We start from the raw sequence: 25,826 nt of genomic DNA on the forward strand, positions 1-25,826 counted from the left end.
GAGGGGATCCCTGGAAACGGAAGTCGGGCGGAGTGGAGCCAGAGTAGCCGATTGGTACGGTCCCATCTGGCCCATCTGACAGGCGCCCGACTCGCGGTATGATGAATATCTTGACCAACTCGGTCAGGTTTATGGGGCTCCCGTGAAAGTCATCGTCGCCAAGACCGCAGGGTTCTGCTGGGGAGTGAAGCGCGCCATGGACGCCGTGCTGGAGGCCTCCGTGCGCAACGACGGCCGCAGCGTGCAGACCCTGGGCCCGCTCATCCACAACCCCCAGGCCCTGGAGCTCATCGGCCGGCGCGGCGTGGGGGTGGCCGAAGCGCCGGAGAAGGTGCAGAACGGCACGGTGGTGATCCGGGCCCACGGCATCCCCATCCAGGATCTGCGTGGCCTGAAGGAGCGGCAGAAGAAGGGCGAGCTGAAGATCGTGAACGCCACATGTCCCGAAGTGGCGAAGGTGCACCACAAGATCAAGAAGTGGAGCCCCAAGGGCTACTTCACGGTGATCCTGGGCAGCCACGGCCATGCGGAGAGCGTGGCCCACCGCAGCTTCGCGGAGAACGGATCGGTGATCGTCTCGAGCATGGCCGAGGCGGAGGCGCTCACGGACGAGCAGCTGAAGAGGGTCCTGGTGGTGGCCCAGACCACCTTCACCGTGAAGGACTACCACGCCATCACGGACTACCTGCGCACCCGCGCGGTGGATGCCGTCTTCGAGAACACCATCTGCGAAGACACCTGGATGCGCCAGGACGAGGCCCGGGAACTGGCCCGCACGGTGGATGCCGTCATCGTCGTGGGCGGCAAGACCTCCAGCAACACCAAGCACCTGGCCGAGCTGGCCCACCACTACGGCAAGCCCGTGCAGTACGTGGAGACGGCCGTGGAACTGGATCTGGGCGCCTTCACGGGCCGCGAGACCGTGGGCGTGCTGGCGGGCGCGTCCACTCCCACCTGGTTGGTGGACGAGGTGGTGGATGTGCTGGAGCAACTGGGGGACGGCCCGAGCCGCTGGCGCAGCTTCCTCCAGGCGACCTTCGGCAGCTCCTCGCTGATGGCGGTGGGCGCCGCGCTCATGACCCTCGGCGTCCACAAGTGGCTGGACCTGCGCATGGGCTGGCGCTACCCGCTCCTGACGGGAACCTACGTGTTGGCCATGTACCTGCTGACGCCTTTCCTGGATCCCCTGGGCCTGGGCGCCAAGGGGCCGGCGCGGGCCCGGTTCCTGGAGCGCAACCGCAGGGCCCTCGTGGCCCTGGGGGTGGTGGCGCTGCTGCTCACCCTGGGGCTCGCGGCGAGCCTGGGGCTGAAGGCCCTGGCCGTGGCGGCGGCCGCTTCGTTGGTGGGCGCGGGCTACAAGCGGCGCTTCCAGGTCGGCGGGTGGATCCTCAGCCTCAGGAAGGTTCCCGGCTCCAAGGATGTGGTGGTGGCCCTGGCCCTGGCCACGGTGGCCGTCATCATGCCGGTCTGGCAGGAAGGACGGGTCTGGGACCTGAGGGCCTTCGCGGCCATCTTCCTGGTGGGGGTGCTCACCTTCGTCCGGACGGTCATCTACGAGATCCGGGACATGCAGAACGATCAGATCGTGGGGAAGGAGACCCTGCCCATCTTCATGGGCAAGTCCGTCACCAAGGCGGTGCTGGTGGGCCTCCTCGGCACGCTGCTGGCAGGCACGCTCTGGCTCACCTTCGAGAACCGCCAGCACGGGCATCCCCTGGCCGTGGCCCTGGTGCTGGTGGCCTGCGCGGCCTATCCGGTGCTCTACCTGTGGCTCTACCACGAGCGCTTCACGGCGGGGAAGCACCGCTTCGAGCTGAGCGTGGACCTGAGCTTCTGGCTGGTGGGGCTGCTGGCCATCGTGTAGTTCTTGCCCTTTCATGGGGGACTGCTAGCCTTGGGGCACCTTTTCAAGGAGAGCCCTATGCGCATGAAGTCGCTTGTCGTCCTCTCGGCCACGGCCATCCTCGGCGCCGCCCTCGGCTGGGCCGCCGCGGCCGCCAGCTACCAGAAGACCGGCACCGTGAAGGAAGTGGCCCCCGACAGCTTCACCCTCGACCTCGGCAAGGAGGCCTGGCGCTTCTACACCGACGGCGGCACCGCCGGCAAGGAGGCCCTCAAGGTCGGCGACAAGGTGACCGTCACCTACAAGCAGGTGGCCACCAAGATCGAGGCGAAGGCCGCCGCCAAGGCTCCGGCGAAGAAGAAGTAGTCCCGCCGAAGGCGGTATCTGCAAAACGGGGCGCCCACGGCGCCCCGTTTTGCAGGCATATGGAAAGATGAACAGATGCGTCACTGGGTTCTCATCACGGGATGTTCGACGGGCATCGGGCGGGCCCTGGTGCCGCTCTGCCGCGAGGCGGGCTGGGGCGTGGTGGCCACGGCGCGGCGGGTGGAGACGCTGGCGGACCTTCCCCCGGGCGAGGACCTGCGCGTGGTGCCGCTCGATGTGACCAACGAAGCCAGCATCGCTGCAGCCGCGACGGCCTGCGCCGACTTGCACCTGAAAGCGCTGGTGAACAACGCCGGCTACGGCCAGGTGGGCCCGCTTGAACTCCTACGCGCGGGGGAACTCCGTGCGCAATTCGAAACGAATGTCATCGGCCTCCATCAGGTGACGACGGTATTCCTGCCCCTGCTGCGCCGTGAGTCCGGTGCGCGGATCGTCCAGGTCGCCTCCATGCTGGGGCGCCTGTCCATCCCCCTGGCGGGGCCCTACAACGCTTCCAAGCACGCGGTGGTGGCCTTGGCGGAGAGCCTGAGGCTGGAGATCGGTGAGGAGGTGGCCGTGGTGCTGGTGGAACCGGGCGCCATTCGGACAGAGTTCCGCGAAACCTTGACGAAGGCATGGGGCGACCTGCCCGAGCGGGCCCGGGGCACCCGCTACGAGGCCATCCTCGCCCGCTACCTCGCGACGCGGAAACACCAGGGCGAGCGCTTCGCCATGGACGCGGAACACTGCGCCCGGAAGATCCTGAAGGCCCTAGTGGCCGAGCGCCCCCCGCGGCGCGTGGTCATCGGCCGGGACGCCTTCTGGGCGGGCAAGCTGAAGGCCCTCCTGCCAGCGGCCTGGTGGGAGGGCCTCCTGCGCCGGGTCTACCGGGTGGGCTGATCTGCGGGTAATGGTGGATATCGAGGTTCTCGACCTTCAGGTCCACCCGTCCCCCCGCAGTTCGCGATGGAAGAGATGCCACTCCAGACTGCGGAGGCCCTCCCCATGAAAGGGCAGGGGAAAGGGCAGGGGATGAGAGGCTTCGGCCCGCTGAAGAAAGGCGACGGTCTGCTTGATGACCGTCGTGTCCCTCAGGATCCGCTGGTGGCCCAGGCCCTCGGTGGTGAGGAGGGTGGCGGAGGGCCAGGCCGAGGCGATGGCCTCCCCATCCGACCAGGGAACCTCGCGGTCGCCGCGGTCATGGATCACCAGCAGTGGCGCAGACAGGCGGGAGGCGAGACTCAGAAGACGGATGCGCTCGGGGGGAAGCCCGCTGCGCCTGGCGTAGGCCTGGAAGGCTGCCGGATGTTCGGCCTCGGGAAAACCGAGCAGGGACAGGACCCGGTCGTAGTAGGGATCGGGTCTGGCCGGCGGCGCGAGGAAGACCACCCGCGGCGCCTGAAGCCCGTGGTCCATGGCGATGGCGGCTCCTGCGGCGCCCAACGAATGGGCCACCAGGCCGTGGATGGGGCCGACCTGGGCCACCAGGTCGCGCGTCGCCTCAGCCCATTGCAGGGGGCCGCTCCTCCGTCCCTGGGAGCCGCCGTGACCCGGCTGGTCGAAGGTGAGGATGGAGAATCCTGCCTTCGCCAGGGGCTCGATGAAGGACTGGAACTGCGTGCCGCGGCCCTCCCAGCCATGGAGACAGAGGATGGCCGGTCCCTCGCCCCATGCATGGCCCCTCAATCGAAGGCCTTTGGACCTGAAGTGGAACACTCGGCCCCGCTGCCGGGCGCATCGTTCCGACTCGGGCTCCCGGTGGCGGCGGGGCCTGGAGAACAGGTGCTCGGCACCCCGGTGGGCGAGGTCGATGGACAGGGCTCGAAGGGTCTGGAAACCCAGTCGCAGGGCCTTGATGCGGAGGTCGGAAGGGCTATGGCGGGTCATGGTGGTCTCACAGGGCGGGAAGCCGCGTGCCAGGCGGGGTGAAGACCCTGAGCCGCTCCTTGATGGCGCGGCGGGCCATGGTGAAGCTGCGGTGGTCGCGGTGGAGCTGGAAGGCTCCGTTGGCGCCCAGGGCCAGGGCCACGAACTCGAAGGCCAGCTGCTCAGGGTCGGCCGCGCGGGAAAGTTCTCCGGCATCCTTGGCGTCGCCCACCAGACGGGCGAGGCTGTCGCGCCAGAGGCCCATGGTGGCCGCCACCAGATCCTTGACGGGGCCCGGACGGCTGTCGAATTCCACTGACACGGAGGCGAAGAAACAGCCGCCGCGGAACATCTCGCGCTCGGCGTAGTCCAGCCAGGCGGCGAGGATGGCGCAGAGGCGCCTCAGCCCCCGGGGGGTCTTGAGCGCCGGCGCGAAGACCTGGTCCTGGAAGACGCCTCGAGCCGCCTGCACCGTGGCCAGCTGGAGTTCCTCCTTGGAGCCGAAATGGGCGAAGAGTCCGCTCTTGCTCAGGCCCGTGGCCTCGGCGAGGGAGCCGATGGTGAGCCCCTCCAGGCCATTCACGGAAGCCAGGTCCATGGCTTCCTGAAGGATGGCCTGCCGGGTGAGGGCGCCCTTGCCGGCCGGAAGGGGGAGGAGGGGCTTCGAGGCCGTGCTGGGCATAAGTACTCCAGATCGATTCAATAAAAATAGAACGATCGTTCGTGCTGTCAAGTTGGTTGCGGAAAACCACCAGAAGGCTCAGCCGGGGCTGAGCCTGGAGGGATCCATCGGGACCACCCATTGGACCTTCCTGCAGCGGGATTCTGAGACACTGAGGGTATGACCGAAGACTGCCTGTATCTGATCGACGCCTTCGCCTTCATCTTCTCGGTATCCGCTGCCCGGATACGCGAGACCTCGCCGTTCGGCATGGAGGTGGTTCATGGGTGAAGATCGCCTTTACCTGATCGACACCTTCGCTTTCATCTTCTCGGTATCCGCTGCCCGGATACGCGAGACCTCGCCGTTCGGCATGGAGGTGGTTCATGGGTGAAGATCGCCTTTACCTGATCGACACCTTCGCTTTCATCTTCTCGGTATCCGCTGCGCGGATACGCGAGACCTCGCCGTTCGGCATGGAGGTGGTTCATGGGTGAAGATCGCCTTTACCTGATCGACACCTTCGCCTTCATTTTTAGGGCGTACTTCGCCAATCCGCGGCTGAAGAATGGCGCCGCCTACACCTTCACGCGGCTGGTTCTCCAACTGCTGGAGAAGCACCAGCCCACGCACATCGCCTGCGTGTTCGACATGCCGGGCCCCACATTCCGGCACGAGATCTACCCCGAGTACAAGGCCAACCGGGCGGAGATGCCCGAGGATCTGCGGCCCCAGATCCCCATGATCCGCCAGCTGGTGGAGGCGCTCTCCATCCCCATCGTGGAGCTGTCCGGCTACGAGGCCGACGACGTCATGGGCACCCTGGCCCGGGAATCCGCTGCCCACGGTCTGCCCGCGGTCATCGTGAGCCCCGACAAGGACCTGCTCCAGCTGGTGGACGACAGCCTGAAGATCCAGGTGCTGAACACCAAGGACGGCGAGATCTGGCACGACCGCGAGGGCGTGAAGGCCCGCATGGGCGTGTGGCCCGAGCAGGTGGTGGACTTCCTCAGCCTGGTGGGCGACGCCTCGGACAATGTAAAGGGCGTGCCCGGCATTGGCGAGAAGGGCGCGGCCCTGCTGCTGGAGAAGCACGGCAGCCTGGACGGCGTGATCGCCGCCAAGGCCGACCTCAAGCCCAAGCAGCGGGAGGGGCTGGATGCAGCTGCCGAGTGGCTGGACCTCACGAAGCGCCTGGTCACGGTGGTGACGGATCTCGACCTGCCCCTGCACCCGAAGGATCTCGTCTACTCCGGCGTGGACGAGGCCAGAGCCCGGGAGACCTTCAAGGCCCTCGGCTTCCAGACCCTCACCAAGGAGTTCACGCAGAGCGCCCGGGAGGCGGGCAGCGCCCGGACCTACCGGGCCGCGGCCACCGTGGCGGATCTGGAAGCCGCCGTAGCCGCATGCCGCGCCGCGGGCCGGTTCGGCCTCGACACGGAGACCACCAGCGTCGATCCCACGCGGGGGCACATCGTGGGCCTCAGCCTGGCCTGGGCGGCCAACGAGGGCCTCTACATGCCGCTGGCCCACCTGAAGCCGGCCACGGCGGATACGGAGGGCTCTCTGCCGGGGCTGCTGCCGGACTCGGGCCTGCCCGACGCACTGCTGGACCTGCGGGGCGATGCGGCAGCCTTCTTCGCCGAACTGGCGCCCCACCTCGACCCCCGGAATGTGCCCTTCGCGGAGGCCCGGCGCGTGCTGGCCCCGCTGTTCGCGGATTCCGCCGTGGGCAAGTGTGGCCAGAACCTCAAGTACGACCTCCAGGTGCTGGCCCGCCACGGCCTGCCGGTGGCCGGGCTGGCGGACGACAGCATGGTGCTGAGCTTCCTGCTGGATAGCGGTGTGCGCCACAACCTCGACGACCTCTCCGTGCGCCACCTGGACGTGAAGCCCATCGCCTTCGAGGAGGTGGTGGGGAAAGGCAAGGCGCAGAAGCGATTCGACGAGGCCGTGTTCGAACACGCCGTGCAGTACGCCGCCGAGGACGCGGATCTGGCCCTCCAACTCTGCGACAAGCTGCGGGAGCGGCTCACGGACGACCGTCTGAAGCGGCTCTACGAGGAGGTGGACCTGCCCCTGGTGGATGTCCTCGCCGCCCTCGAAGGTCATGGCGTCCGGCTGGATCTTGACGTTCTTTCCCAGCTCGGCGCGCGCATGCGCGCTGAGCGCGAACGAGCGCAAACCCGCGTGATCGAGCTCGCTGGCGAGCCCTTCAACCTCAACAGCCCCACGCAGCTGGGAAACGTCCTGTTCGGTAAGCTTGGCTTCCAGCCCGTGAAGTACACCGGCAAGACCAAGGCCCCCAGCACGGACGAGGACGTGCTGCAGGAACTGGCGGAGAAGCAGGGCGCCGAAATCGCACGGGAGCTCCTGCGCCACCGGCAGATGGTGAAGCTGCTGGGCACCTACGTGGAGGCGCTGCCCCAGATGGTGAATCCCGTCACGGGCCGGGTTCACACGCGCCTGCACCAGGCGGCCGTGGCCTCGGGGCGGCTGGCCTCCAGCGATCCCAACCTCCAGAACATCCCCGTCCGCACGGAGGAGGGACGGCTCATCCGGGGCGCCTTCGTGCCCGAACCCGGCTGGGTGCTGCTGGACGCGGACTACAGCCAGATCGAGCTGCGCGTGGTGGCGGCCCTGGCCGAGGATCCGGTGCTGCTGGGCGCATTCGAAGCCGGCGAGGACATCCACCGGCGCACGGCCTCCGAGGTCTTCGGTGTGCCCATGGACCAGGTCACCGCGGACCAGCGCAGCGCCTCCAAGGCTGTCAACTTCGGCCTGCTCTACGGCCAGGGGGCCTTCGCCCTCGCCGCCAACATAGGCGTCAGCCAGAAGGAGGCCAAGGCCTTCATCGAGCGCTACTTCGAGCGGATGCCGAAGGTGGCGGCCTGGATCGAGCATGCCAAGGAGCGCGCCCTGGCGGAGGGCCTGGTGCGCACCCACTGGGGCCGCATCCGCCGCATCCCCGAGCTGGAGAGCCCCAACAAGCAGTTCCAGGCCCAGGGCCTGCGCGAGGCCGTGAACACCATCGTCCAGGGCACCGCTGCCGACCTCATGCGCCGGGCCATGGTGCGTCTGCACCGAAGCCTGAAGGCCTCGGGCCTTCGAGCGCGCCTGCTGCTCCAGGTCCACGACGAGCTGCTCCTGGAGGCGCCGCCCGAGGAGGTGGAGCGGGCCTCGGCCCTGCTGAAGGAAGCCATGGAAGGGGCGGACGACCTGGGCCCCCTGGGCGTGAAGCTGGCGGCGGAGGTCCGGACCGGTGACAGCTGGCTGGCCGCCAAGTAGTTTTTGACGATCTGTAGGTCCAGAGAGCCGAAACGCACGTTTTCGGAGGGATTTGTGATGGCCGCCCGGGCCCGAAGTTAACGGGGAGGTCATGATTGGGCGTTTCCGGCGCAGCCTGTGCCGCACCCGCAGACCCCTTGCGAAGGAGCCTGATCATGAGCCAGTTCAACATCGCGTGGTTGCCCGGTGATGGTGTGGGCGTGGAAGTCATGGAGGCCGCGAAGATCTGCCTCGATGCCCTGAAGTTCGACGCCACCTACACCCACGGCGACATCGGCTGGGAGTTCTGGTGCAAGGAAGGCGAATCCTTCCCCCAGCGCACCATCGACCTGCTGAAGCACAGTCACGCCGCCATGTTCGGCGCCATCACCTCGAAGCCGGTGAAGGATGCCGAAGCAGAGCTGGTGCCCGAGCTCAAGGGCAAGGGGCTTGTCTACCGCAGCCCCATCGTCCGTATGCGCCAGATGTTCGACCTCTACACCTGCCTGCGCCCCTGCAAGGCCTACCCGGGCAACCCCCTGAACTACCAGGACGGCATCGACATGGTGATCTTCCGCGAAAACACGGAGGATCTCTATTCCGGCGTGGAGTTCAGCCCCGTTCCGGATGAGCTGAAGGCCACGCTGAAGAAGCTGAGCAAGCCCTTCGGCCACTTCGCGGAACTGCCGGGCGACGAGTTCGCCATCACCTGCAAGGTCAACACGAAGAAGGGCTGCGACCGTATCATCCGCGCCGCCTTCGAGTACGCGAAGGCGTTCAACTATCCCAAGGTGACGGTCATCCACAAGGCCAACGTGGTGCGCGCCACCGAGGGCATGTTCCTGGAGACCGGCAAGCGCATCGCCAAGGAATACCCGGGCATCGCCATGGACGACGCCAACGTGGACGCCATCACCATGTGGATGCTGAAGAACCCGAAGAACTACGGCGTCATGGTGGCCACGAATCTCTTCGGCGACATCGTGAGCGACCTGGCGGCCCAGATGGTGGGCGGCCTGGGCTTCGGCTGCTCCGGCAACATCGGCGAGAAGCTGGCGGTCTTCGAGCCCAGCCATGGCAGCGCGCCCAAGTACGCCGGTCAGTACAAGGTGAACCCCATCGCCACCATCCTGGCCGCCAAGATGATGCTCGACTGGCTGGGCGAGACGGAGAAGGGCACGCGGCTGGAGAAGGCCGTGGCCGCCGTCATCGCCGAAGGCCAGGTCCGCACCTACGACATGGGCGGCAAGGCCTCCACCCTCGATATGGGCGAAGCGATTGCACGGAAGCTCTAAGGATTTTTATCCACAGATTTCACAGATTCACACAGAAGGAAAGCGTGGCCATCTAGGTTCTTAATCTGCGAAATCTGTGGAATCTGTGGACAAATCTTGAGGTTTTCAGTGAACCAGATCCTCATCCATGAAGTCGGTCCCCGCGACGGCCTGCAGGTCGAAGCCGCCGTGGTGCCGACGGAGCTGAAGCTTGACTGGATCCGCCGGGTGGCGGATTCGGGCGTGGACATCGTGCAGGTAGGTTCCTTCGTGCGGGGCGACAAGGTGCCCCAGATGGCGGACACCGATGACCTGTTCCGCCTCCTCGCGAAGGAATCCCACCGGGCCCTGCTGTCCGGCCTGGTGCTCAACGAGAAAGGGCTGGAGCGGGCCCTGGAGGTGGGCGTTTCGCTCATCTGCATGGGTGTCTCCGCCTCGGAGACCCACAGCCGGAAGAACACCGGCATGGGCACGGAGGAGGCCCAGCGGCGCATCATCACCACGGCCTTGGCGGCCAAGCAGGCTGGCCGGAAGGTCCAAGTGAGCGTTCAGAGCGCCTTCGGCTGCGGCTTCGAAGGGCCCATCCCGGAGGAGCGCGTGCTGGGCATCGTGGCCGCCTACCTGGAGGCCGGGCTCAGCGCCATCAGCCTCGCGGACACGGCGGGGCATTCACACCCGGACCAGGTCCGACGCTATGTGCGGAAGGTGCTGGAGCTCGACCCGGCCGCGGAAGTCACGGCCCACATCCACAACACCTACGGCCTGGGCATGGCCAGCGTTTACGCGGCCATGGAGGCGGGCGCGCGGGCCATCGAGACCAGCTTCGGCGGCCTCGGCGGCTGCCCCTTCACCAAGGTGGCGGCGGGCAACGTGGCCACGGAGGACTTGGTGCACGGCCTCCAGCGGACCGGGCAGCGCACGGACATCGACCTGGCAGCCCTCGTGGGCGTCAGCCGGGACGTCGCGCGGCACCTCGGCCGCGAGCTTCCCGGGTGTGTCTACAAGACTGGCCCCATCGCAGCGAAGGTGACGGCATGAGCAGGAAGATTCTCGAGGGCATCAAGGTCCTGGACCTCACCAACGTCCTCTCCGGTCCCTTCACCACGCTCCACATGGCCCTCCTCGGCGCCGAGGTCATCAAGGTGGAGAATCCCAAGGATGGTGACCTGGCGCGCAAGCTGGGCATCGTGCCCAACCTGAACAAGAAGCTCATGGGCACCAGCTTCCTGGCCCAGAACTGCAACAAGAAGTCCATCACGCTGAACACGAAGTCTCCGGAGGGCAAGGAGCTGTTCCGCCGCCTGGTGAAGGACGCGGACGTGGTGGTGGAGAACTTCCGGCCCGGCGTCATGGACCGGCTGGGCATCGGCTACAAGGCGCTCGCCGAGATCAACCCGCGCCTCATCTACTGCGCCATCTCCGGCTTCGGCCAGACCGGGCCGGACGCCCTCAAGCCCGCCTACGACCAGATCATCCAGGGCCTCTCAGGCGAGATGGCCGTGAACGGGGACGAGCGGCTGAGCCCCCTGCGCACGGGTTTCCCCGTCTGCGATACCGTCGGCGGCCTGAACGCAGCCTTCGCCGTCATGGCGGCCCTCTTCCACCGGGAGCGCACGGGGCAGGGGCAGGCCATCGACATCGCGCTGCTGGACAGCATCATGCCCCTCATGGGCTGGGTGGCGGCCAATCTCCTCATCGGCGGCGAGCAGCCCGTGCTCATGGGCAACGACAACTTCACGGCCGCACCCAGCGGCACTTTCTGCACCCAGGACGGCCACATCAACATCGCCGCCAACAAGCAGGAGCAGTGGGAGGCCGTCTGCGAGGTGCTGGGGGTTCCGGACCTGAAGACGGACCCCCGCTTCCAGGAGCGGGATACCCGCAAGAAGAACCGCCGGGAATTGACTCCGCTTTTGGAGGCCCGGCTGACCCAGAAACCTACCAGTTTCTGGGTCAGGGAACTGAATGCGAAGGATGTTCCGAGCGGGGAGATCCTGGGGCTGGAAGCGGCCCTGCGGCAGCCGCAGATCGCGCATCGCGGCGTGCTCCAGAAGGTGCGGGCCGAAGGCGTCGGTGAGATCGAGGTGTTCGGACTGACCGCACTGTTCGAGAAGACGCCTGGTTCCGTGGACACGCCGCCTCCCGCACTGGGCGAGCACAACGCGGAGATCTACGGTGGCCTGGGGTTGGGCGAATCCGAACTGGCGGAACTGAAATCCAAGGCTGTGATCTGAGGAGGCATTTATGGGCATGACTGTCGTCGAAAAAATCCTGGCCCGTGCGGCGGGTCTGCCGTCCGTGAAGGTCGGGGATGTGGTCGAGCCCAAGGTGGACCTCGCCATGTCCCACGAGAACGCGGCGCTGGTGATCAACCAGTTTCTTGAAGTCTTCCAGGGCACGGGCCTGGCGCCGAAGATCTGGGATCCGTCGCGGATCGCCATCATCTTCGACCACCGGGTGCCAGCGGAGTCCCCGAAGACCGCCACCAACCAGAAAAAGATCCGCGGCTTCGTGGCCGAGCACGGCATCACCAAGTTCCACGACGTTCGCGGCGATGTGGGCGGCATCTGCCACCAGATCCTCCCTGAGTACGGCTATGTCCGGCCAGGCTACGTGGTGGTGGGCACTGACTCCCACACCACCAGTCACGGGGCCCTGGGCGCCTTCAGCTTCGGCATCGGCGCCACGGAGATGGCCTCCGTGTGGAGCCTGGGGATCGCCGTCAACATCGAGGTGCCGGCCACCATCAAGGTGGTGGTGAAGGGCGAGTTTCCGCCCATGGTGGGGCCCAAGGACTTGATCCTCCACCTCATCGGGAAGCTCACCGCCCAGGGCGCCAACTACAAGGTGCTGGAGTTCCACGGCGAGACCATCCGGAAGATGAGCACCAGCGGCCGCCTGGCCATCTGCAACATGAGCGTGGAGGCGGGCGCCACTTCCGGCATCGTCCCCGGGGACGCGGAGACCCTGCGGTACCTGCGGGAGGAGGCCGGCGTCACGGAGGCCATCCCCTGCGTGGCCCCGGATGCGGATGCCGACTACTGCCAGACCGTAGAGATCGACGTCTCCACCTTGGCGCCCCAGATCGCCTGCCCCCACATGGTGGACCACGTGAAGCCCGTGGATCAGGTGGCGGGCACGAAGGTCCAGCAGATCGTCATCGGCAGCTGCACCAACGGCCGTCTGGACGACCTGGAGGCCGCCGCCGCCATCCTGCGCGGCAAGAAGGTCGCCGAGGGCACCCGCATGCTGGTGTTTCCCGCCTCCAGCAAGATCTTCGCGAAGGCCCTGGACAAGGGTATCGTCCACGACCTGATGAAGGCCGGCGCCGTGGTCATGAACTCCGGCTGCGGGCCCTGCCTGGGCGTCCACGAAGGCGCCCTGGGCGACCACGAGGTGGCCCTCAGCACCACCAACCGCAACTTCAAGGGCCGCATGGGCAACCCCACTGGCGAGGTCTACCTCTGCAGCCCCGCAGTGGCCGCCGCCTCCGCCATCACCGGCGTCATCACCGATCCGAGAAAGGGCTGATCCATGTCCAAGGTCATCATCGCGCTCGGCAACGACATCAGCACCGACGACATCTACCCCGGCCGCTTCATGGCCACGGTGCTGCCCTCGGAGACGCCCCAGTTCGCCTTCTTCGACCGCACGGAGTTCAACGCGCAGCTCAAGGCGAAGGCCTTCGCGCCGGGCTCCATCATCGTGGGCGGCGAGAACTTCGGGTGTGGCTCCAGCCGCGAGCAGGCCTGCTCCACGCTGAAGGGCCACGACGTGGCCGTGGTGGCCCGCAGCATCGCCCGCATCTTCCTCCAGAACAGCATCAACCTGGGGCTCCAGGTGGTGATCTGCCCCGGCATCGAAGCCACCGAGGGCGATGAGCTGGAGATCACCGCGGACCAGGTGCTCAACAGGACCACCGGCAAGGCCTTCGACCAGGTGAAGCTTCCCGCGGCCCGCAAGGGCATCATGGACGCCGGCGGGCTCATTCCGTACACGCGCGCCCGGCTGATGGCCAGGGCCTGACCCGGCAAGGACTCCACGAAGGGCACGAAGGTAGAGGTAAGGGCACGAAGAAGGGGCGGCCGGCCTCGCTTCGTGCCCTTCCCGCGCCTGCAGGGCGCATTCGTGTCCTTCATGGAGGTCTTTTCCGGTCGCCGCTGCGCCTATTCCGAAGTCTCCAGTGCATCCTCGGGACACGGATGGTGGTGGCTCCGGATGGCATGGACGGCCAGCTCGTAGTCAGGCTCCTTCGTGAGCTCCCGCACCAGCTCCGTGTGGATCACCGTGCCGTTCTCGTCCAGCGCCACCACGGCCCGGGCCAGGAGGCCGCGCATGGGCCCGTCGATGAGGGTGACCCCGAACTGGGCCCCGAACTCGGGGTGGCGGAAGGCGGACATCGGGTGCGCCCGCTCCAACCCCCGGGAGCCGCAGAAGAGGTCCTGCGCGAAGGGCAGGTCCATGGAGACGCACAGCAGCACCGTGTCGCTCAGATCCTGCGTCAGGGCATTGAACTTGCGGACGCTCTCCGCGCAGGTCGGCGTGTCCAGGCTGGGAAAGATGCTCAGCAGGACGCGCTTTCCCTCCAGATCCACACTCGTGGTGTCGCGCAGATCCGTGCGGGTGAGGGCGAACGCAGGGGTGGGGGAGCCGACTGCGGGCAGCTCGCCGCAGGTATGGGTGGGGGTGCCGTTCAGGGTGATCGTGGCCATGGGGACCTCCCGGCGCGCACATGCTACTCCCAATGGAGAATTCCGGCACGATTTCTTGACCGGGCGGGGGCCCCGAGCCGGGCTCGCCCCTGATATGCCTCGGCTCGCCCCACCTTTCCTGGCGGAAACTGCTTCGCGTTCTTAGTCTTGGATCATGGAACCCACGCTCGGCAAGTGGCGCTGGTACTGGAGCATCTGGGGCCTGATGGGCCTGTACATGACCACCTGGGACATGGCCATGTATCCCGCCGCGCCGGTCCTGCGGCTGCTGGGGATGAACCTCCTCCAGAACGGGGCCTGGGGCCTGCTGGGTCTCCTCCTCATCCGGTTGGCGGACCGGAAGCCCATCGAGTCCTTCGCGTGGAGCCAGTGGCGCACCTGGGGCCTGCACCTGCTGGCCAGCGTCCTGGCGGCCACCCTCGGGCTGTTCCTGGCCTACCTGATCTCCCTGGCCATGGAAGGAGGCGGGAGGCACCTGGATCTCGCGACGGTCCGGAAGGGGCTGCCCCGGTTCTACCGGGCCTACTTCCACACGAACCTGCTCTTCATGTGGGCGGTGGTGGCGGCCTTCCACGGACTTCGGATCTACCGGAAGTACCAGATCCGCGAGATCGAGGCCGCCAAACTGGAGGCCCGGTTCGCCGAGGCCCGGAACCAGGCCCTGTGCATGCAGCTCCAGCCTCACTTCCTCTTCAACACGCTCAACTCCATCTCCGCCCTGGTCCATACGAACCCCGAGGGGGCGGACGACATGATCAGCCGCCTGGGGGACTTCCTCCGGATGACCCTGGAGGCGCCGCCGGACCAGATGGTGCCGCTGTGGAAGGAACTGGCCTTCATCCAGGCCTATCTCTCCATCGAGCAGGTCCGATTCCAGGGCCGCCTCCGGGTCGAAGTGGATGCCCCCTCCACGGTGCAGAACCTGCGGGTGCCCAGCTTCATCCTCCAGCCCCTGGTGGAGAACGCCCTCAAGCACGGCCTTTCCGACCGGCAGCAGGGCGGCACGCTCGGGCTGCGGGCCTCGCGGGATTCCGAATGCCTCGTGCTGGAAGTCCGGGATGACGGCACGGGCTACTCACCGGGCCGGGAAGGGGTGGGCCTGAGCAATGTCCGGGCCCGCCTGGGATTGATCTACAAGGGGCTGTATCACCTGGACATCCTCGGTGTGCCCGGGCGCGGCACCCTGGTGGCGCTCCGGCTGCCCCTCGGGGATGCCGTCGGGGGCGTGTCATGAATCTCCGGGCCCTGGTGGTGGATGACGAGACGCTGGCCCGGCAGCGCATCCGCCATCTGCTCCGCCGGTCCACGGACATCGAAGTGGTCGGGGAGTGCGCCAACGGCCTGGAGGCGGTGAAGGCCATCGAGGAGCTGGCCCCGGACCTGGTGTTCATGGACATCCAGATGCCCGAGCTGGATGGCTTCGGGGTGGTGGAGGCCATGGGCGCGGATCGCATGCCGCCCACCCTCTTCATCACGGCCTACGATCAGCACGCCCTCCGGGCCTTCGAGGTCCATGCCGTGGACTACCTGCTGAAGCCCTTTTCGCCCGAGCGCTTCCACCATGCCCTGGAGCGCGCGCGGCGCTGGTGCCGGTCCTCCACCCGCGAGAAGGGGCAGGATCTGGAGGCCCTCATGGCCGGCCTGCGCCGGGATCGGCCCTGGGCGGATCGCCTCCTGGTCCGGCAGGGGGACCGCCACGTTCTGGTGAGGACGGACGCCGTGCAATGGATCGAGGCGGAGGACAACTACGTCCGTCTTCATGTCGAAGGCACCTCGCATCTGGTCCGGCAGACCATGGCGGGTCTCCTTGCAAGGCTCGACCCCGCCCGGTTCCGGCGGATCCACCGCTCCGCCATCGTGAACCTCGACTGCATCCGGGAGTTCCAGCCCTGGAGCGGAGGGGACCACCTGGTGATCATGCGCGACGGCACCCGCCTGACCCTCAGCCGGACCTACCGGGACCAGTTCGGCGAGTGGCTCTGACACAGGAAGGCCCGGCGCTGAGCCGGGCCTTCCTGCATGCAGGGGCGGGTCACTCCGGGGCGAGGACCGTGACGGTGGCCATGCCCGCCTCGCGAAGCACCAGCGCGCCCTTTTCGGTCATGGTGCGGCTGGGCAGGATGACGTCCACGGTTCCGATGAGGCGGTCCGTCACAAGCAGCTCGCCGTTGGTGCCGTCACCCACGCTGAAGACGGCCCCCTGCTTCAGGGCCACGGGAGTGGTGGCGATGGCGGGTACGCCTCGCCTCCCGAGCTGGGAGATGGCCTGCGTGGCGCCGATGGAACCATCCCGGAACATCCGGTCCCCGGGCAGCAGCACCAGGTAGTCCGCATGGTGATTCGCGATGAGATGGGCGGCGGGGACGGCCTTGTCCCAACTGCGCGCGTCCACCACGGTGATGAAGGCGCCTTCGCCGGCCGCCCGGGCCAGGGCCAGCACCGCGTCCTGGCTGGCCGGGTAGTCGCAGATCACGCCGATGTGCTGCTTGGCGGGCCAGGTGGCCTGGGTGGTCTTCATCAACGGGCGGAAGTCCTCGGCCTGGAGCGCCAGGCCGACGAGGGCCGCCGCGGCCACCACGAGGGATGCGGAAATGCGGTTCATGATGCCTCCGGAAGAAAGGCGGTCGGGGACGGATCCCCGCGACGGGTGGAAGGGAGCCCGAACGGTGTCAGACGGGCGGGGTGAACGCCGCCAAACATGAGCGGCCGTCTCAGCTCAGGCCATGGATCTGGGACGAACAGGCCCAGATGGGGGTGAGGGGTTTCTTTCCGGGGGTGGGTCCGGCCCTGCTCCGGGCGATACTTGGGGTTCGGAGGCACCCATGAAAATCCTGCTCCTGGGCTCGGGCGGACGGGAACACGCGCTGGCGCTGAAGCTCAAGGCTTCGGCCACCCCGGTGGAACTGGTCTCCGCGCCGGGCAGCGATGCCCTTGCGGAACTGGGGACCTGCGTGGCACTTGACCTGGCCTCTCCGGCCGCCGTGGCCGCCTGGTGTTCCGCGAACCGGCCGGACCTGGTGGTGGTCGGTCCCGAGCTGCCCCTGGTGGCCGGAGTGGCCGATCTGGTGCGGTCCCTGGGCATCCCCGTGTTCGGACACGACGCCGCCACGGCCCGCCTGGAGGGCAGCAAGGCCTTCGCCAAGGCCTTCATGCAGCGCCATGGCATTCCCTGCGCAGCCAGCGAGACCTTGACCGACCTGGCCGAAGGCGTCGCCCTGATCCGGGGCTGGTCCTACGGCTATCCCATCGTCCTCAAGGCCGATGGCCTGGCCGCGGGGAAGGGTGTGGTGCTGGCCCACAGCGAGGCCGAGGCGCTCGAGACCTTCCGGGCCTTCCTGGAGGGCCAGTTCGGGGATGCCAGCCGCACCGTGGTCTTCGAGGAACCCCTGCACGGCATGGAACTCTCCCTGCACGTGCTGGTGGACGTGGACGCGAGCCACGCGGCCTACGCCATGCTGCCCGCCTGCCAGGACCACAAGCGCATCTTCGAGGGCGACCATGGCCCCAACACCGGCGGGATGGGCGCCTTCGGGCCCATTCCCTTCCTCCGGCCGGAGGACATCGAGCGGATGCGCCTCGAGCTCGTCGAACCCACCCTCCGCGGTCTGCGGGAGGATGGCCTCCGGGCCCGGGGCGTGCTGTTCCTGGGTGTCATGTGGACGGCAGCGGGCCCCAAGCTGCTGGAATACAACGTCCGCTTCGGGGATCCGGAAACCCAGGTGCTCATGCAGCTGCTGGATGAGGATCTGCCGGCCCTGCTGCTGGAGGTGGCCGAGGGGCGCCTGGCCAGCCGCGACCTGAAGGTAAAGCCGCACACGGCCATCACGGTGGTGCTTGCGGCCGAGGGCTATCCGGAACGGGCCAGGAAGGGGGTGCCCATCGCCCTGGGAACGCCCAGCGTCACGGTGATCCACGCCGGAACGCGCAAGGAGGGCGGCCGGTGGATGACGAATGGGGGCCGCGTGCTGAACCTGGCCACCTCCGCGCCGGACCTGGCGGCGGCGAGGGCCGCCATCGCGGCGGCCCTGCCCGAGGTCCAGTGGCCGGGCATGCAGCTGCGGCGGGATATCGGCCTGCGGGCCCTGCACCACGCCCGCGACGGGAAGACGGTGCAGGACCACTGGTGAGGCGCCGGGCCCGGGTGGGGAACCCGGGCCCGGAGGCCTTCACTTCCGCTTGGTGTCCAGGTCGCTGAGCAGGCTGGTGACAGCCGCCTCGAGCTGCTGGTCCCGGCCGCTGGTGAGCAGGGCGGGCTCGTCGGCCACAGGCAGATCGGGCTCCAGCTGGTTGTTCTCGCAGAACTTCCCATCCGGGGTGCGCCAGCCACCCTGGGGGATGCCGAACACCAGCGTGGGATCGATCTGGGGCTCCCACCACACGAAGGTGCCCGTGCCCGGCACGGGCATGCCCACGGTGCGGCCCAGGCCCTTCAGCTTGTAGGCCACGGGGAAGAGGTGGGCATCGGAGTAGTTGCCTTCGCTCATGAGCACGATGGAGGGCTTAACCCACTTGAGTAGCGGCTCATGGCCGTAGGCCTGGCCCCGGGGGATCACGTCGAAGTACTTCTTCCCGCTGAGGAAATCCGAGAGCTGCTCGTGGATGTTGCCCCCGCCGTTGTAGCGGGTGTCCACCACCAGGGCCTCCTTGTCCAGGTGGCGGCCCAGCACCTCGTCGATGACCGTGCGCATGCTGGGGTCGTTCATGGCCCGCACATGGACGTACCCGAGGCGCCCCTTGGACAGCCGCTCCACTTCGGCCCGGTTGCGATCCACCCACCGGCGGTAGAGCAGCTCGCCCTCCTGCATCGGGGTGATGGGCTTCACGGCCTCGTCCCAGCGGGTGGAGGCGGCGGGATCCAGGAAGCTGAGGAGGGTCGGCTGGCCCGCCCGGCGGTTGAGGAGGCGCCCCAGGTCTTCGGATGAGGCGAGGGCGACGCCGTCGATGGCCGTGAGCACATGGCCGGGTCGCGCCTTGGAGGTGGCCTTGTCCAAGGGCCCGCCCTTGAGCACTTCAGTCACCTTGAGCCCCTTGGCCGTCGGCTCGAAGAAGAGGCCCAGGGCGGCCGAGGCGTCCGTGTTTACCTGGGGCGGGTTGTAGCGCCCGCCGGTATGGGAGGCGTTCAGCTCGCCCAGCATCTCGCTCAGCAGCTCCTGGAAGTCGTAGTTGTTCTGGATGAAGGGGAGGAAGCGGCGGTAGGCATCCCGGTAGAAGGCCCAGTCCACGCCGTGGAGGTCCGTTACGTAGAACTTCTTCTCCACCTGCCGCCAGGCGTGGTCGAAGATGTAGGCGCGCTCTCCGGCAGGGTGGAGCACCAGCTCCGTGGCCACGGGCAGGTCCTCCCGCTTGCCGGATTCGACATCCACCCTCAGCAGCTTGCCGTCCGCCAGCACGAAGATGGACTTGCCATCGGCGGTGGCCTCCATGCCGCCCCGCTGGAAGCCGAGCTTCGTGACCAGCTTCGTCTCGCGGGTCCGGAGGTCCACAGACCAGAGGTCGTAGCCCTTCTCGAACTTCGCCAGGTAGAACATCTTGTCCATGCCCTTGGCGACCTCCGCGTCCGCGAGCTCGGCGGTGTTCGGCGACAGCCTCGCCCGGCGGTCATCCAGGCCGCTCCACTCGATGGCCACCGGCTCGACCTTGGGCTTGTCCTTGGCGCCGCCTTCCTTGTCCTTGTCCTTGTCCTTGGCCTTCTCCTTCTCCTTCTCCTTCTCCTTCTCCTTCTCCTTGTCCTCGCGCTCCTTCACGAGGGCGAAGTCCTCCTTCGACAGCTGGTAGCGGTCCCAGGCCTTCTGGGTGAGGAACAGGCCATGGATGTCCTCGGTGACGCCCTGCTGGGACAGAGCCCGGTTGCCCTCACGGCCGGAGGACCAGTAGATCATCGTGCCGTCGGGGGAGAAGCGCGGGCCTTCATCCTCGAAGCCGCTGTGGGTCAGGTTGTGGATGGGCCCGGTGCCGTCGGTCGCCACCAGGCCGATGTCGCGGACCCACCCCAGCCCAGTGCTCATGGCGAAGGCCAGCCACTTGCCGTCCGGGGACCAGGCGAAGGACTGGTCGCCGTCGGAATAGGAGTAGTTCTTCCCGGCGGGCAGCAGGGTGCGGGTCTTGCCGCTGGCGAGGTTGAGGACCTTGAGGGCCGTGCGTTCCTCCAGGTAGGCGACCTCGGTGCCGTCCGGCGAGAACTGCGGCTGGAACTCCTCGGCGGGAGTGGCCAGGATGGCCTTCTCCTCCAGCTGGGTCGAGGCGTAGAAGTAGGGCTCGTCGGGCCGCACGATGCGCCGGGTGTAGAGGTCCCAGCTCCCGCCGCGCTCGGCGGCGTACAGCAGGGTCCGGCCATCGGGGCTGAAGCTCACGCTGCGCTCCTGTCCGGGAGTGTTGGTGATGCGCCGGGTGACCTTGCCGTCCGCCGAGGTGACGAAGATCTCCCCGCGGACGATGAAGGCAAGCTCCTTGCCGTTGGGGGAGACCTTCATCTCGGTCATGGCCCCGTTCACGGGCAGGACCTTCTCCTGGGCGGCCCGTCCATCCACGCGGACGGCCACCTCCAACTTGCGGGGCTGGGCGCCCGGGGCCTGGATCCAGATCTCGCCGTCATAGGTGAAGCAGAGCGTGTCGTCCTTGGCCGCGCTGAGGAAGCGCACGGGGTGCTTGGCGAAATGCGTGAGCGCCACGCCGGGACCGGGATGGGCCACGGAGCCCCGGAACACGTTGAAGGAGCCCTCCTGCTCGCTGAGGTAGAAGTAGGTGTCGGCGCTAGAGCCGAAGACGGGGTTCCGGTCCTCGCCGGGGAAGCTGGTGAGCTTGGCGAAGGCCCCGGAGGCGGGCTGATAGCTCCAGAGGTCCCGGGTGACGGAGGAGGTGTGGTGCTTCCGGTACTTGTCCTCGTAGCCCTTCACGTCCTGGTAGAGGATCCGGCCTCCGTCCGGCGCATAGGCCGCGCTCTCCATGGGGATGTCCGAGAGCAGGCGGGTCTGGCCGGTGGCCCGGGACACCAGGTAGGTCTCCGGGAAGAGCCGGCCCGGGAACTGGCGGCTGGCGGCCGTGTGTTCCCGGGAGGAGGTGAACAGGATCTCCTGGTCGTCGGGCGTGAAGGCGAAGGGCAGGTCCGGCGCGGAGTGGTAGGTGAGCCGCCGGGCCTCGCCTCCCTCGCTGGGCATCACGTAGACATCGAAATTGCCGCTGCGGTCCGAGGCGAAAGCGATCCAGCGGCCGTCGTGGCTCCAGACCGGCTGGAAGCTGTAAGATCCACCCACCGTCAGCGGCGTGGCCGTGCCCCCGGCGGCGGGGACGCGGTAGAGGTCCCCCTGGTAGGAGAACACCACGGTCTTCCCGTCCGGGGAGATGGCTGGGTACCTCAGCCAGAGAGGATGGTCCTGGGCCGGCGCGGAGGCCGCCAGGAGGAGGGGCAGGAGGAACGTCAGGAAGCGCATGCGCTGGGTTCTCCGGAAAAGGTCCATTGAACCAGCGTTCGGATCCGCCTCAAAACGCCTCGGGCCCGGCCTACCTGGGACGGAGGAACCACAGCGCGAGGGTGAACACCGCCAGGACCAGGGTGAAAGTGCCCGCGGCGCGGTGAATGCGGGGGAGGTAGGCGCGGGCGCTGCGGCCTTCCCGCCAGGCCAGGGCCGCGCGGCCCAGGAGGATGGTCGTGCCGGCGGCGCCCATCAGGACCAGCCACATGAGGAGATGGTGCCGGCCCAGGCTCCGGGGGTGCAGGACCACCCGGAGGAGGACCACCGTCACGGTGGCGGCCATGAGGTGCCCATGGAGCCGGTGGTCACCCCGCCGGACGGCGCGCAGGGCGAAGCCCAGCAGGATGGCGGCGGGGATGAGCAGGAGATCCAGCATCCGGGCCAGGGTACCTCAGGTGGCTCAGAGCGGGAGGGCTTCCTGGCGTTTCTCACCCTCCCAGCGGTAGAAGCCCGCGCCGGACTTGCGGCCCAGGCGGCCGGCGGCCACCAGCTGGCGGAGCACCGAGGGCGCCTTGAAGCGGGGCTCCCCGAAGGCCTCGAACAGCACCTCGGCCACGCTCTGCATGGTGTCGAGGCCGATGAAGTCGCTGAGGTGCAGTGGGCCCATGGGATGGCCGCAGCCCAGCCTCATACCCGTGTCGATGTCCTCCACCGTGGCGAGCTTCTGCTCGGCGCAGCGGATGGCGTCCAGCAGGTAGGGCACCAGGAGGCGGTTCACCACGAACCCCGGAGCGTCCGGCGCCAGCACGGCGGTCTTGCCGAGCCGCTGGACGAAGCCCTTCAGGGCGGCCAGGGCGTTGCCGTCCGTGGCGAGGGTGCGGACGATCTCCACCAGCGGCATGGCGGGGACCGGATTGAAGAAGTGCAGGCCCGCCAGGTTGGGCAGGCGGCCCGGCGACAGCACCGGGCTGAGGTGGGCGACCGTGAGGCTGGAGGTGTTGGTGCAGAGGATGGCGTTCGGCTCCAAGACCTTGTCCAGCGCGGCGAAGGTCTCCAGCTTGAGATCCATGCGCTCCGGCACGGCTTCCACCACCAGGTCGCAGCCGGCCAGGGCGGCGAAGGTGAGGGTGCCGTGGAGGCGGCGGGCGAAGGTGGTGCTCTGGTCCTCCGTGATCTTCCCCTTGGCCACGGCGCGGCCCCAGGTGTCCTGGATCCGCGCCAGGCCCTTGGTCAGCAGGGACTCGTCCACCTCCTTCACCCAGACCTCGCAGCCCGCCTCGGCCGCGCACTGGGCGATGCCCGAACCCATGAGTCCGCAGCCGACGATGCCGATGCGCTGGATGTCCATGTCGCTCCCCCGTTGGAATGGTGATGGTCTGGTCTCCATTCTCCGACGATTGGGATCCGGGCGGAGCGATGACCTGGGGTAGGGTGCTTCCGCTATGATCGGCCAGTGCCCGGGGGGTGCCCATGACCGGCCTACTGAAAGATCTGCTTGGCCACCAGGCCTGGGCGGACGCGATGTTCTTCCATGCCTGGGGCAAATCGGGTTTCGCGGAGGATTCCGAGCTGCGGACCAGGATCAGCCATCAGGTGGATGTCCAGGAGGCCTTCCTGGACATCCTCAAAGGCGGGATGCCGCCTTCGGAAGAGCCTCCCGTGGGCGCGTTCCCCGACCTGCTGCGCCGGTGCCGCTCTGCCCACGAAGCCTTCCGGGCCCTGGGTCGGGGCCTCGACGATGCTTCCTTGGCCCGCGTCGTGCGGGTGCCGTGGTTCCCGGATCCGCCCTGCCTGGTCTCCGTCGGGGAGGCGCTGACCCAGGTCTGCCTGCACTCCCAGCACCACCGCGCCCAGAACATGACCCGCCTCAAGGCCCTGGGCGCCGGGGCGAAGAACGTGGACTACATCATCTGGCTCTGGAAGCAGCGGCCTGAACCGCGCTGGGATCTTTGAGCGCGGTGAACATGGAGCGGAGCCATCTCTGGGGAAGCCGATGAGGATAGACGGGAATGCCCTGCGGTTCATGCGGCGCGCCATCGACCTGTCCCGCATCCACATGGAGGCGGGCGAAGGCGGACCCTTCGGCGCGGTGATCGTGAAGGGCGACGAGATCCTGGGGGAGGGTTGGAACCAGGTCACGACGGGCCATGACCCCACCGCCCATGCGGAGGTGGTGGCCATCCGGCGGGCCTGCGAGCGCCTGGGCACCCACCAGCTGCGGGGGTGCGAGATCTACACCAGCTGCGAGCCCTGCCCCATGTGCCTGGCGGCCATCTACTGGGCCCGCCTGGACCGCGTGTGGTACGCCAACGGCCGGGCGGACGCCGCCGCCATCCAGTTCGACGACGACTGGCTCTACCGCGAGCTGGCCCTCCCTCTCGACGCGCGCAGCCTGCCCGCTTTCCAGGTGCTCCGCGAGGAGGCCCTGCCCGTCTTCCACGCCTGGGGCGCCAAGACGGACAAGATTCCCTACTGATAGCTGACGGCTGACAGCTATATTTCCAGGTAGGTGTGCAGGTTCCGCTCTTCGGTGAGCAGCGCCCGCAGGGCCTCGGCGGCGTCGCTCTTGGCGCTGGCCCTCCGCTTGGTCTGGGGCCCCTGGATGAGCACGTCGGGATCGTAGTGGACGCTGCGGAGCACGTGGTCCACCGTGTCGCCCATGACGAGGTGCTGCACCTTGAAGGTGTCGTCCTCGTGCACCACGATGTGGGCCTCGTTGGGTGCGCCGAAGAGGTTGTGCCGCATGCCCAGGATGTCCTGGTAGGCCCCGGTCAGGAAGAAGGCCACATAGTAGGACTCGCCGCCGCGGGGCTCGTGGAAGGGGAGCTCGTCGCGCACGTCCTTCAGGTCGATGAACTTCTCCATCTTCCCGTCGCTGTCGCAGGTGATGTCGCAGAGGGTGGCCGACAGCCCGGGCTTCTCCTTGAGCCGGTGAATGGGCATCACCGGGAAGAGCTGCTCGATGGCCCAGTGGTCCGGCATGGTCTGGAAGATGCTGAAGTTGGCGATGAGCTTGTCCGCCAGGCTCTTGTTGAGATCCTGGAACTCCTCGGGGACGTACTTCAGGCTCTTGCTGCTGAGGATGCGGGAGAGCTTGCGGCAGACCTCCCAGAACAGCGTCTCGCCCTTGCTGCGGTCCTCCAGGCCCAGGTAGCCCAGGTTGAAGAGGGTGAGCAGCTCGTCCTTCTGGGTGATGGCGTCGTGGTACATCTCCGCGAAATTCTTCACGGAGATGTTGTCGCGGGTGTAGGCCAGCTCCTTGAGGATCTGGGGCTCGTTGCCGGTGAGGGTCACCGTGTACTTGGTGTGGGTGGTGTCGATGAGGCCGATGATGTCGACGACCACCACCTCGTGATAGGCGACGATGGCGCGGCCGGACTCGCTGAGCAGGTCGGGCATGGGCACCTGCTCCTGGGTGCAGATGTCCTTGGTGGTGTAGACCACGTCCGCCGCGTACTCGGCGATGGTGTAGTTCATGGAGCTGCTGAAGGTGGTCTTGCTGCCGTCGTAGTCCACGCCGAGGCCGCCGCCCACGTTGAGATAGCGGATGGGCACGCCCAGCTTCCGCAGCTTGGCGTAGATGCGGGTGGCTTCCTTCATGGCCGACTTGATCTTGCGGATGTCCGTGATCTGGCTGCCGATGTGGAAGTGCAGCTCGATGACGCTGTCCAGCAGGTCGCGCTTCTCCAGCACCTCGATGGCGTCCAGGATCTCGCGGGTGGTGAGGCCGAACTTCGCATGGTCCCCGGCGCTGGTCTCCCACTTGCCCGATCCCTGGGCGTTGAGCTTGGCGCGGAGGCCGATGAGCGGCTCGACCTTGAGCTCCTTGGCCACCTTCAGGATCAGAGGCAGCTCGGTCATCTTCTCGACTGTGATGACCACCTTGCGCCCGGCCTTGCGGGCCAGCAGGGCCATGCGGATGAAGGACTCGTCCTTGTAGCCGTTGCAGAGCACCAGGGCCTCGGGATGCAGGTCCTGGCTGAGGGCGATGATCAGCTCGGGCTTGGAGCCGGCCTCGAGCCCGTAGTGGTACTTGTTGCCCGAGCGGATGATCTCCTCGACCACCTCCTTGGTCTGGTTGGTCTTCACCGGGTAGACGCCCTGGTAGCCGCCCTCGTAGCCGAACTCGATGATGGCGCGCCGGAAGGCCTCGTTGACCTCGACCACACGGTGGTCCAGCACCTGCGGGAAGCGCAGGTTCACGGGGGTGCGGATGCCCTTCTTCTTCAGGTGCTGGACGATCTCGTAGACGTCGCAACTGAGGGACTCGTCCTTGGTGGGCGTGATCTCCAGATGGCCCTTGGCATTGATGCCGAAGTAACCGTTCCCCCACTCCTTCACGCCGTACAGGGTCGCGGCGTCCTGGACCGTCCAGTGCTTCATGGGCATCCGAGGTGCCTCCTCAATACCAAGGCGGCCACCTTTGGC

General features: G+C 67.4%; 22 protein-coding genes. 14 read left to right on the forward strand and 8 right to left on the reverse strand.

All coding sequences use genetic code 11. The features are described from left to right. The first annotated feature begins 142 nt into the window (after nucleotides 1–142). From ispH to MLE64_RS00815, 3 genes are all read left to right on the forward strand, one after another. On the forward strand, nucleotides 143–1,864 hold the full coding sequence (gene ispH / locus MLE64_RS15920; RefSeq protein ID WP_243314750.1) for a 4-hydroxy-3-methylbut-2-enyl diphosphate reductase: 1,722 nt from the start codon (nucleotides 143–145) through the stop codon (nucleotides 1,862–1,864). 63 nt (nucleotides 1,865–1,927) lie between these two features. Then, entirely contained in the window at nucleotides 1,928–2,209 is a 282-nt protein-coding gene (locus tag MLE64_RS00810; RefSeq protein ID WP_243314753.1) for a hypothetical protein, read from the forward strand. A gap of 75 nt (nucleotides 2,210–2,284) precedes the next feature. Continuing rightward, nucleotides 2,285–3,109, forward strand: a complete 825-nt coding sequence (locus tag MLE64_RS00815; protein ID WP_243314760.1) for an SDR family NAD(P)-dependent oxidoreductase — start codon at nucleotides 2,285–2,287, stop codon at nucleotides 3,107–3,109. A gap of 36 nt (nucleotides 3,110–3,145) precedes the next feature. On the opposite strand, the gene MLE64_RS00820 is transcribed toward MLE64_RS00815, so the two are convergent. Together MLE64_RS00820 and MLE64_RS00825 are read right to left on the reverse strand one after the other, a co-directional pair. Further along, a complete protein-coding gene (locus MLE64_RS00820; RefSeq protein ID WP_243314763.1) occupies nucleotides 3,146–4,096 on the reverse strand; it encodes an alpha/beta hydrolase in 951 nt (316 codons plus the stop codon). Between the two features lie 7 nt (nucleotides 4,097–4,103). Then, nucleotides 4,104–4,757, reverse strand: coding sequence for a TetR/AcrR family transcriptional regulator (locus tag MLE64_RS00825; protein WP_243314765.1), 654 nt, complete (start codon nucleotides 4,755–4,757; stop codon nucleotides 4,104–4,106). Between the two features lie 468 nt (nucleotides 4,758–5,225). Here MLE64_RS00825 and polA point away from each other — a divergent pair, with 468 nt between their 5' ends. From polA to MLE64_RS00855, 6 genes are all read left to right on the forward strand, one after another. After that, a complete protein-coding gene (gene polA / locus MLE64_RS00830; protein WP_243314767.1) occupies nucleotides 5,226–8,024 on the forward strand; it encodes a DNA polymerase I in 2,799 nt (932 codons plus the stop codon). Between the two features lie 155 nt (nucleotides 8,025–8,179). After that, nucleotides 8,180–9,298, forward strand: coding sequence for an isocitrate/isopropylmalate dehydrogenase family protein (locus tag MLE64_RS00835; protein ID WP_243314769.1), 1,119 nt, complete (start codon nucleotides 8,180–8,182; stop codon nucleotides 9,296–9,298). Nucleotides 9,299–9,406: 108 nt separating this feature from the next. Beyond that, a complete protein-coding gene (locus tag MLE64_RS00840) occupies nucleotides 9,407–10,315 on the forward strand; it encodes a hydroxymethylglutaryl-CoA lyase (RefSeq protein ID WP_243314771.1) in 909 nt (302 codons plus the stop codon). Further along, nucleotides 10,312–11,511: a CaiB/BaiF CoA transferase family protein gene (locus MLE64_RS00845; protein WP_243314774.1), complete on the forward strand. Its 1,200-nt coding sequence runs from the start codon at nucleotides 10,312–10,314 to the stop codon at nucleotides 11,509–11,511. The genes MLE64_RS00840 and MLE64_RS00845 overlap by 4 nt, the downstream gene beginning before the upstream one ends. A 16-nt stretch (nucleotides 11,512–11,527) precedes the next feature. Then, complete coding sequence (locus MLE64_RS00850; protein WP_243314776.1) at nucleotides 11,528–12,808, forward strand: 3-isopropylmalate dehydratase large subunit; 1,281 nt, start codon at nucleotides 11,528–11,530, stop codon at nucleotides 12,806–12,808. 3 nt (nucleotides 12,809–12,811) lie between these two features. Continuing rightward, on the forward strand, nucleotides 12,812–13,303 hold the full coding sequence (locus MLE64_RS00855; protein ID WP_243314778.1) for a 3-isopropylmalate dehydratase small subunit: 492 nt from the start codon (nucleotides 12,812–12,814) through the stop codon (nucleotides 13,301–13,303). Between the two features lie 140 nt (nucleotides 13,304–13,443). On the opposite strand, the gene tpx is transcribed toward MLE64_RS00855, so the two are convergent. Further along, nucleotides 13,444–13,989: a thiol peroxidase gene (gene tpx / locus MLE64_RS00860; protein ID WP_243314780.1), complete on the reverse strand. Its 546-nt coding sequence runs from the start codon at nucleotides 13,987–13,989 to the stop codon at nucleotides 13,444–13,446. Between the two features lie 154 nt (nucleotides 13,990–14,143). On the opposite strand from tpx, the gene MLE64_RS00865 reads away from it, so the two are divergent. Both MLE64_RS00865 and MLE64_RS00870 read left to right on the forward strand, forming a co-directional pair. Beyond that, entirely contained in the window at nucleotides 14,144–15,223 is a 1,080-nt protein-coding gene (locus tag MLE64_RS00865; RefSeq protein ID WP_243314782.1) for a sensor histidine kinase, read from the forward strand. Next, nucleotides 15,220–15,972 (forward strand): LytR/AlgR family response regulator transcription factor, encoded by a 753-nt coding sequence (locus MLE64_RS00870; RefSeq protein WP_243314786.1) that lies wholly within the window; start codon nucleotides 15,220–15,222, stop codon nucleotides 15,970–15,972. The genes MLE64_RS00865 and MLE64_RS00870 overlap by 4 nt, the downstream gene beginning before the upstream one ends. Nucleotides 15,973–16,021: 49 nt before the next feature. Here the strand turns inward: MLE64_RS00870 and MLE64_RS00875 are convergent, their stop codons facing one another. Next, nucleotides 16,022–16,591, reverse strand: coding sequence for a hypothetical protein (locus MLE64_RS00875; protein ID WP_243314788.1), 570 nt, complete (start codon nucleotides 16,589–16,591; stop codon nucleotides 16,022–16,024). 220 nt (nucleotides 16,592–16,811) lie between these two features. On the opposite strand from MLE64_RS00875, the gene purD reads away from it, so the two are divergent. Further along, nucleotides 16,812–18,116 (forward strand): phosphoribosylamine--glycine ligase, encoded by a 1,305-nt coding sequence (purD, locus tag MLE64_RS00880; protein ID WP_243314790.1) that lies wholly within the window; start codon nucleotides 16,812–16,814, stop codon nucleotides 18,114–18,116. Nucleotides 18,117–18,155: 39 nt separating this feature from the next. Here purD and MLE64_RS00885 read toward each other — a convergent pair whose 3' ends face one another. The 3 genes from MLE64_RS00885 to MLE64_RS00895 all read right to left on the reverse strand — a co-directional run bounded on the left by MLE64_RS00885 (nucleotide 18,156) and on the right by MLE64_RS00895 (nucleotide 22,746). Beyond that, nucleotides 18,156–21,416 (reverse strand): S41 family peptidase, encoded by a 3,261-nt coding sequence (locus MLE64_RS00885; RefSeq protein ID WP_243314792.1) that lies wholly within the window; start codon nucleotides 21,414–21,416, stop codon nucleotides 18,156–18,158. Nucleotides 21,417–21,486: 70 nt separating this feature from the next. Continuing rightward, nucleotides 21,487–21,834, reverse strand: coding sequence for a hypothetical protein (locus MLE64_RS00890; protein ID WP_243314794.1), 348 nt, complete (start codon nucleotides 21,832–21,834; stop codon nucleotides 21,487–21,489). A 24-nt stretch (nucleotides 21,835–21,858) separates the two neighbouring features. Next, nucleotides 21,859–22,746, reverse strand: a complete 888-nt coding sequence (locus MLE64_RS00895) for a 3-hydroxyacyl-CoA dehydrogenase family protein (protein WP_243314797.1) — start codon at nucleotides 22,744–22,746, stop codon at nucleotides 21,859–21,861. A 122-nt stretch (nucleotides 22,747–22,868) separates the two neighbouring features. Between MLE64_RS00895 and MLE64_RS00900 the strand changes: the two genes are divergently transcribed. Both MLE64_RS00900 and MLE64_RS00905 read left to right on the forward strand, forming a co-directional pair. Further along, nucleotides 22,869–23,351 (forward strand): DinB family protein, encoded by a 483-nt coding sequence (locus MLE64_RS00900; RefSeq protein WP_243314798.1) that lies wholly within the window; start codon nucleotides 22,869–22,871, stop codon nucleotides 23,349–23,351. A gap of 40 nt (nucleotides 23,352–23,391) precedes the next feature. Beyond that, on the forward strand, nucleotides 23,392–23,874 hold the full coding sequence (locus tag MLE64_RS00905; protein ID WP_243314802.1) for a nucleoside deaminase: 483 nt from the start codon (nucleotides 23,392–23,394) through the stop codon (nucleotides 23,872–23,874). A 17-nt stretch (nucleotides 23,875–23,891) separates the two neighbouring features. Here the strand turns inward: MLE64_RS00905 and speA are convergent, their stop codons facing one another. Further along, the gene (gene speA, locus MLE64_RS00910; RefSeq protein WP_243314813.1) at nucleotides 23,892–25,781 is read right to left on the reverse strand and encodes a biosynthetic arginine decarboxylase; all 1,890 of its coding nucleotides are present in this window, start codon (nucleotides 25,779–25,781) and stop codon (nucleotides 23,892–23,894) included. Nucleotides 25,782–25,826: the final 45 nt, after the last annotated feature.

Source organism: Geothrix paludis, from assembly GCF_022808815.1.
Taxonomy (GTDB): Bacteria; Acidobacteriota; Holophagae; order Holophagales; family Holophagaceae; genus Geothrix; species Geothrix paludis.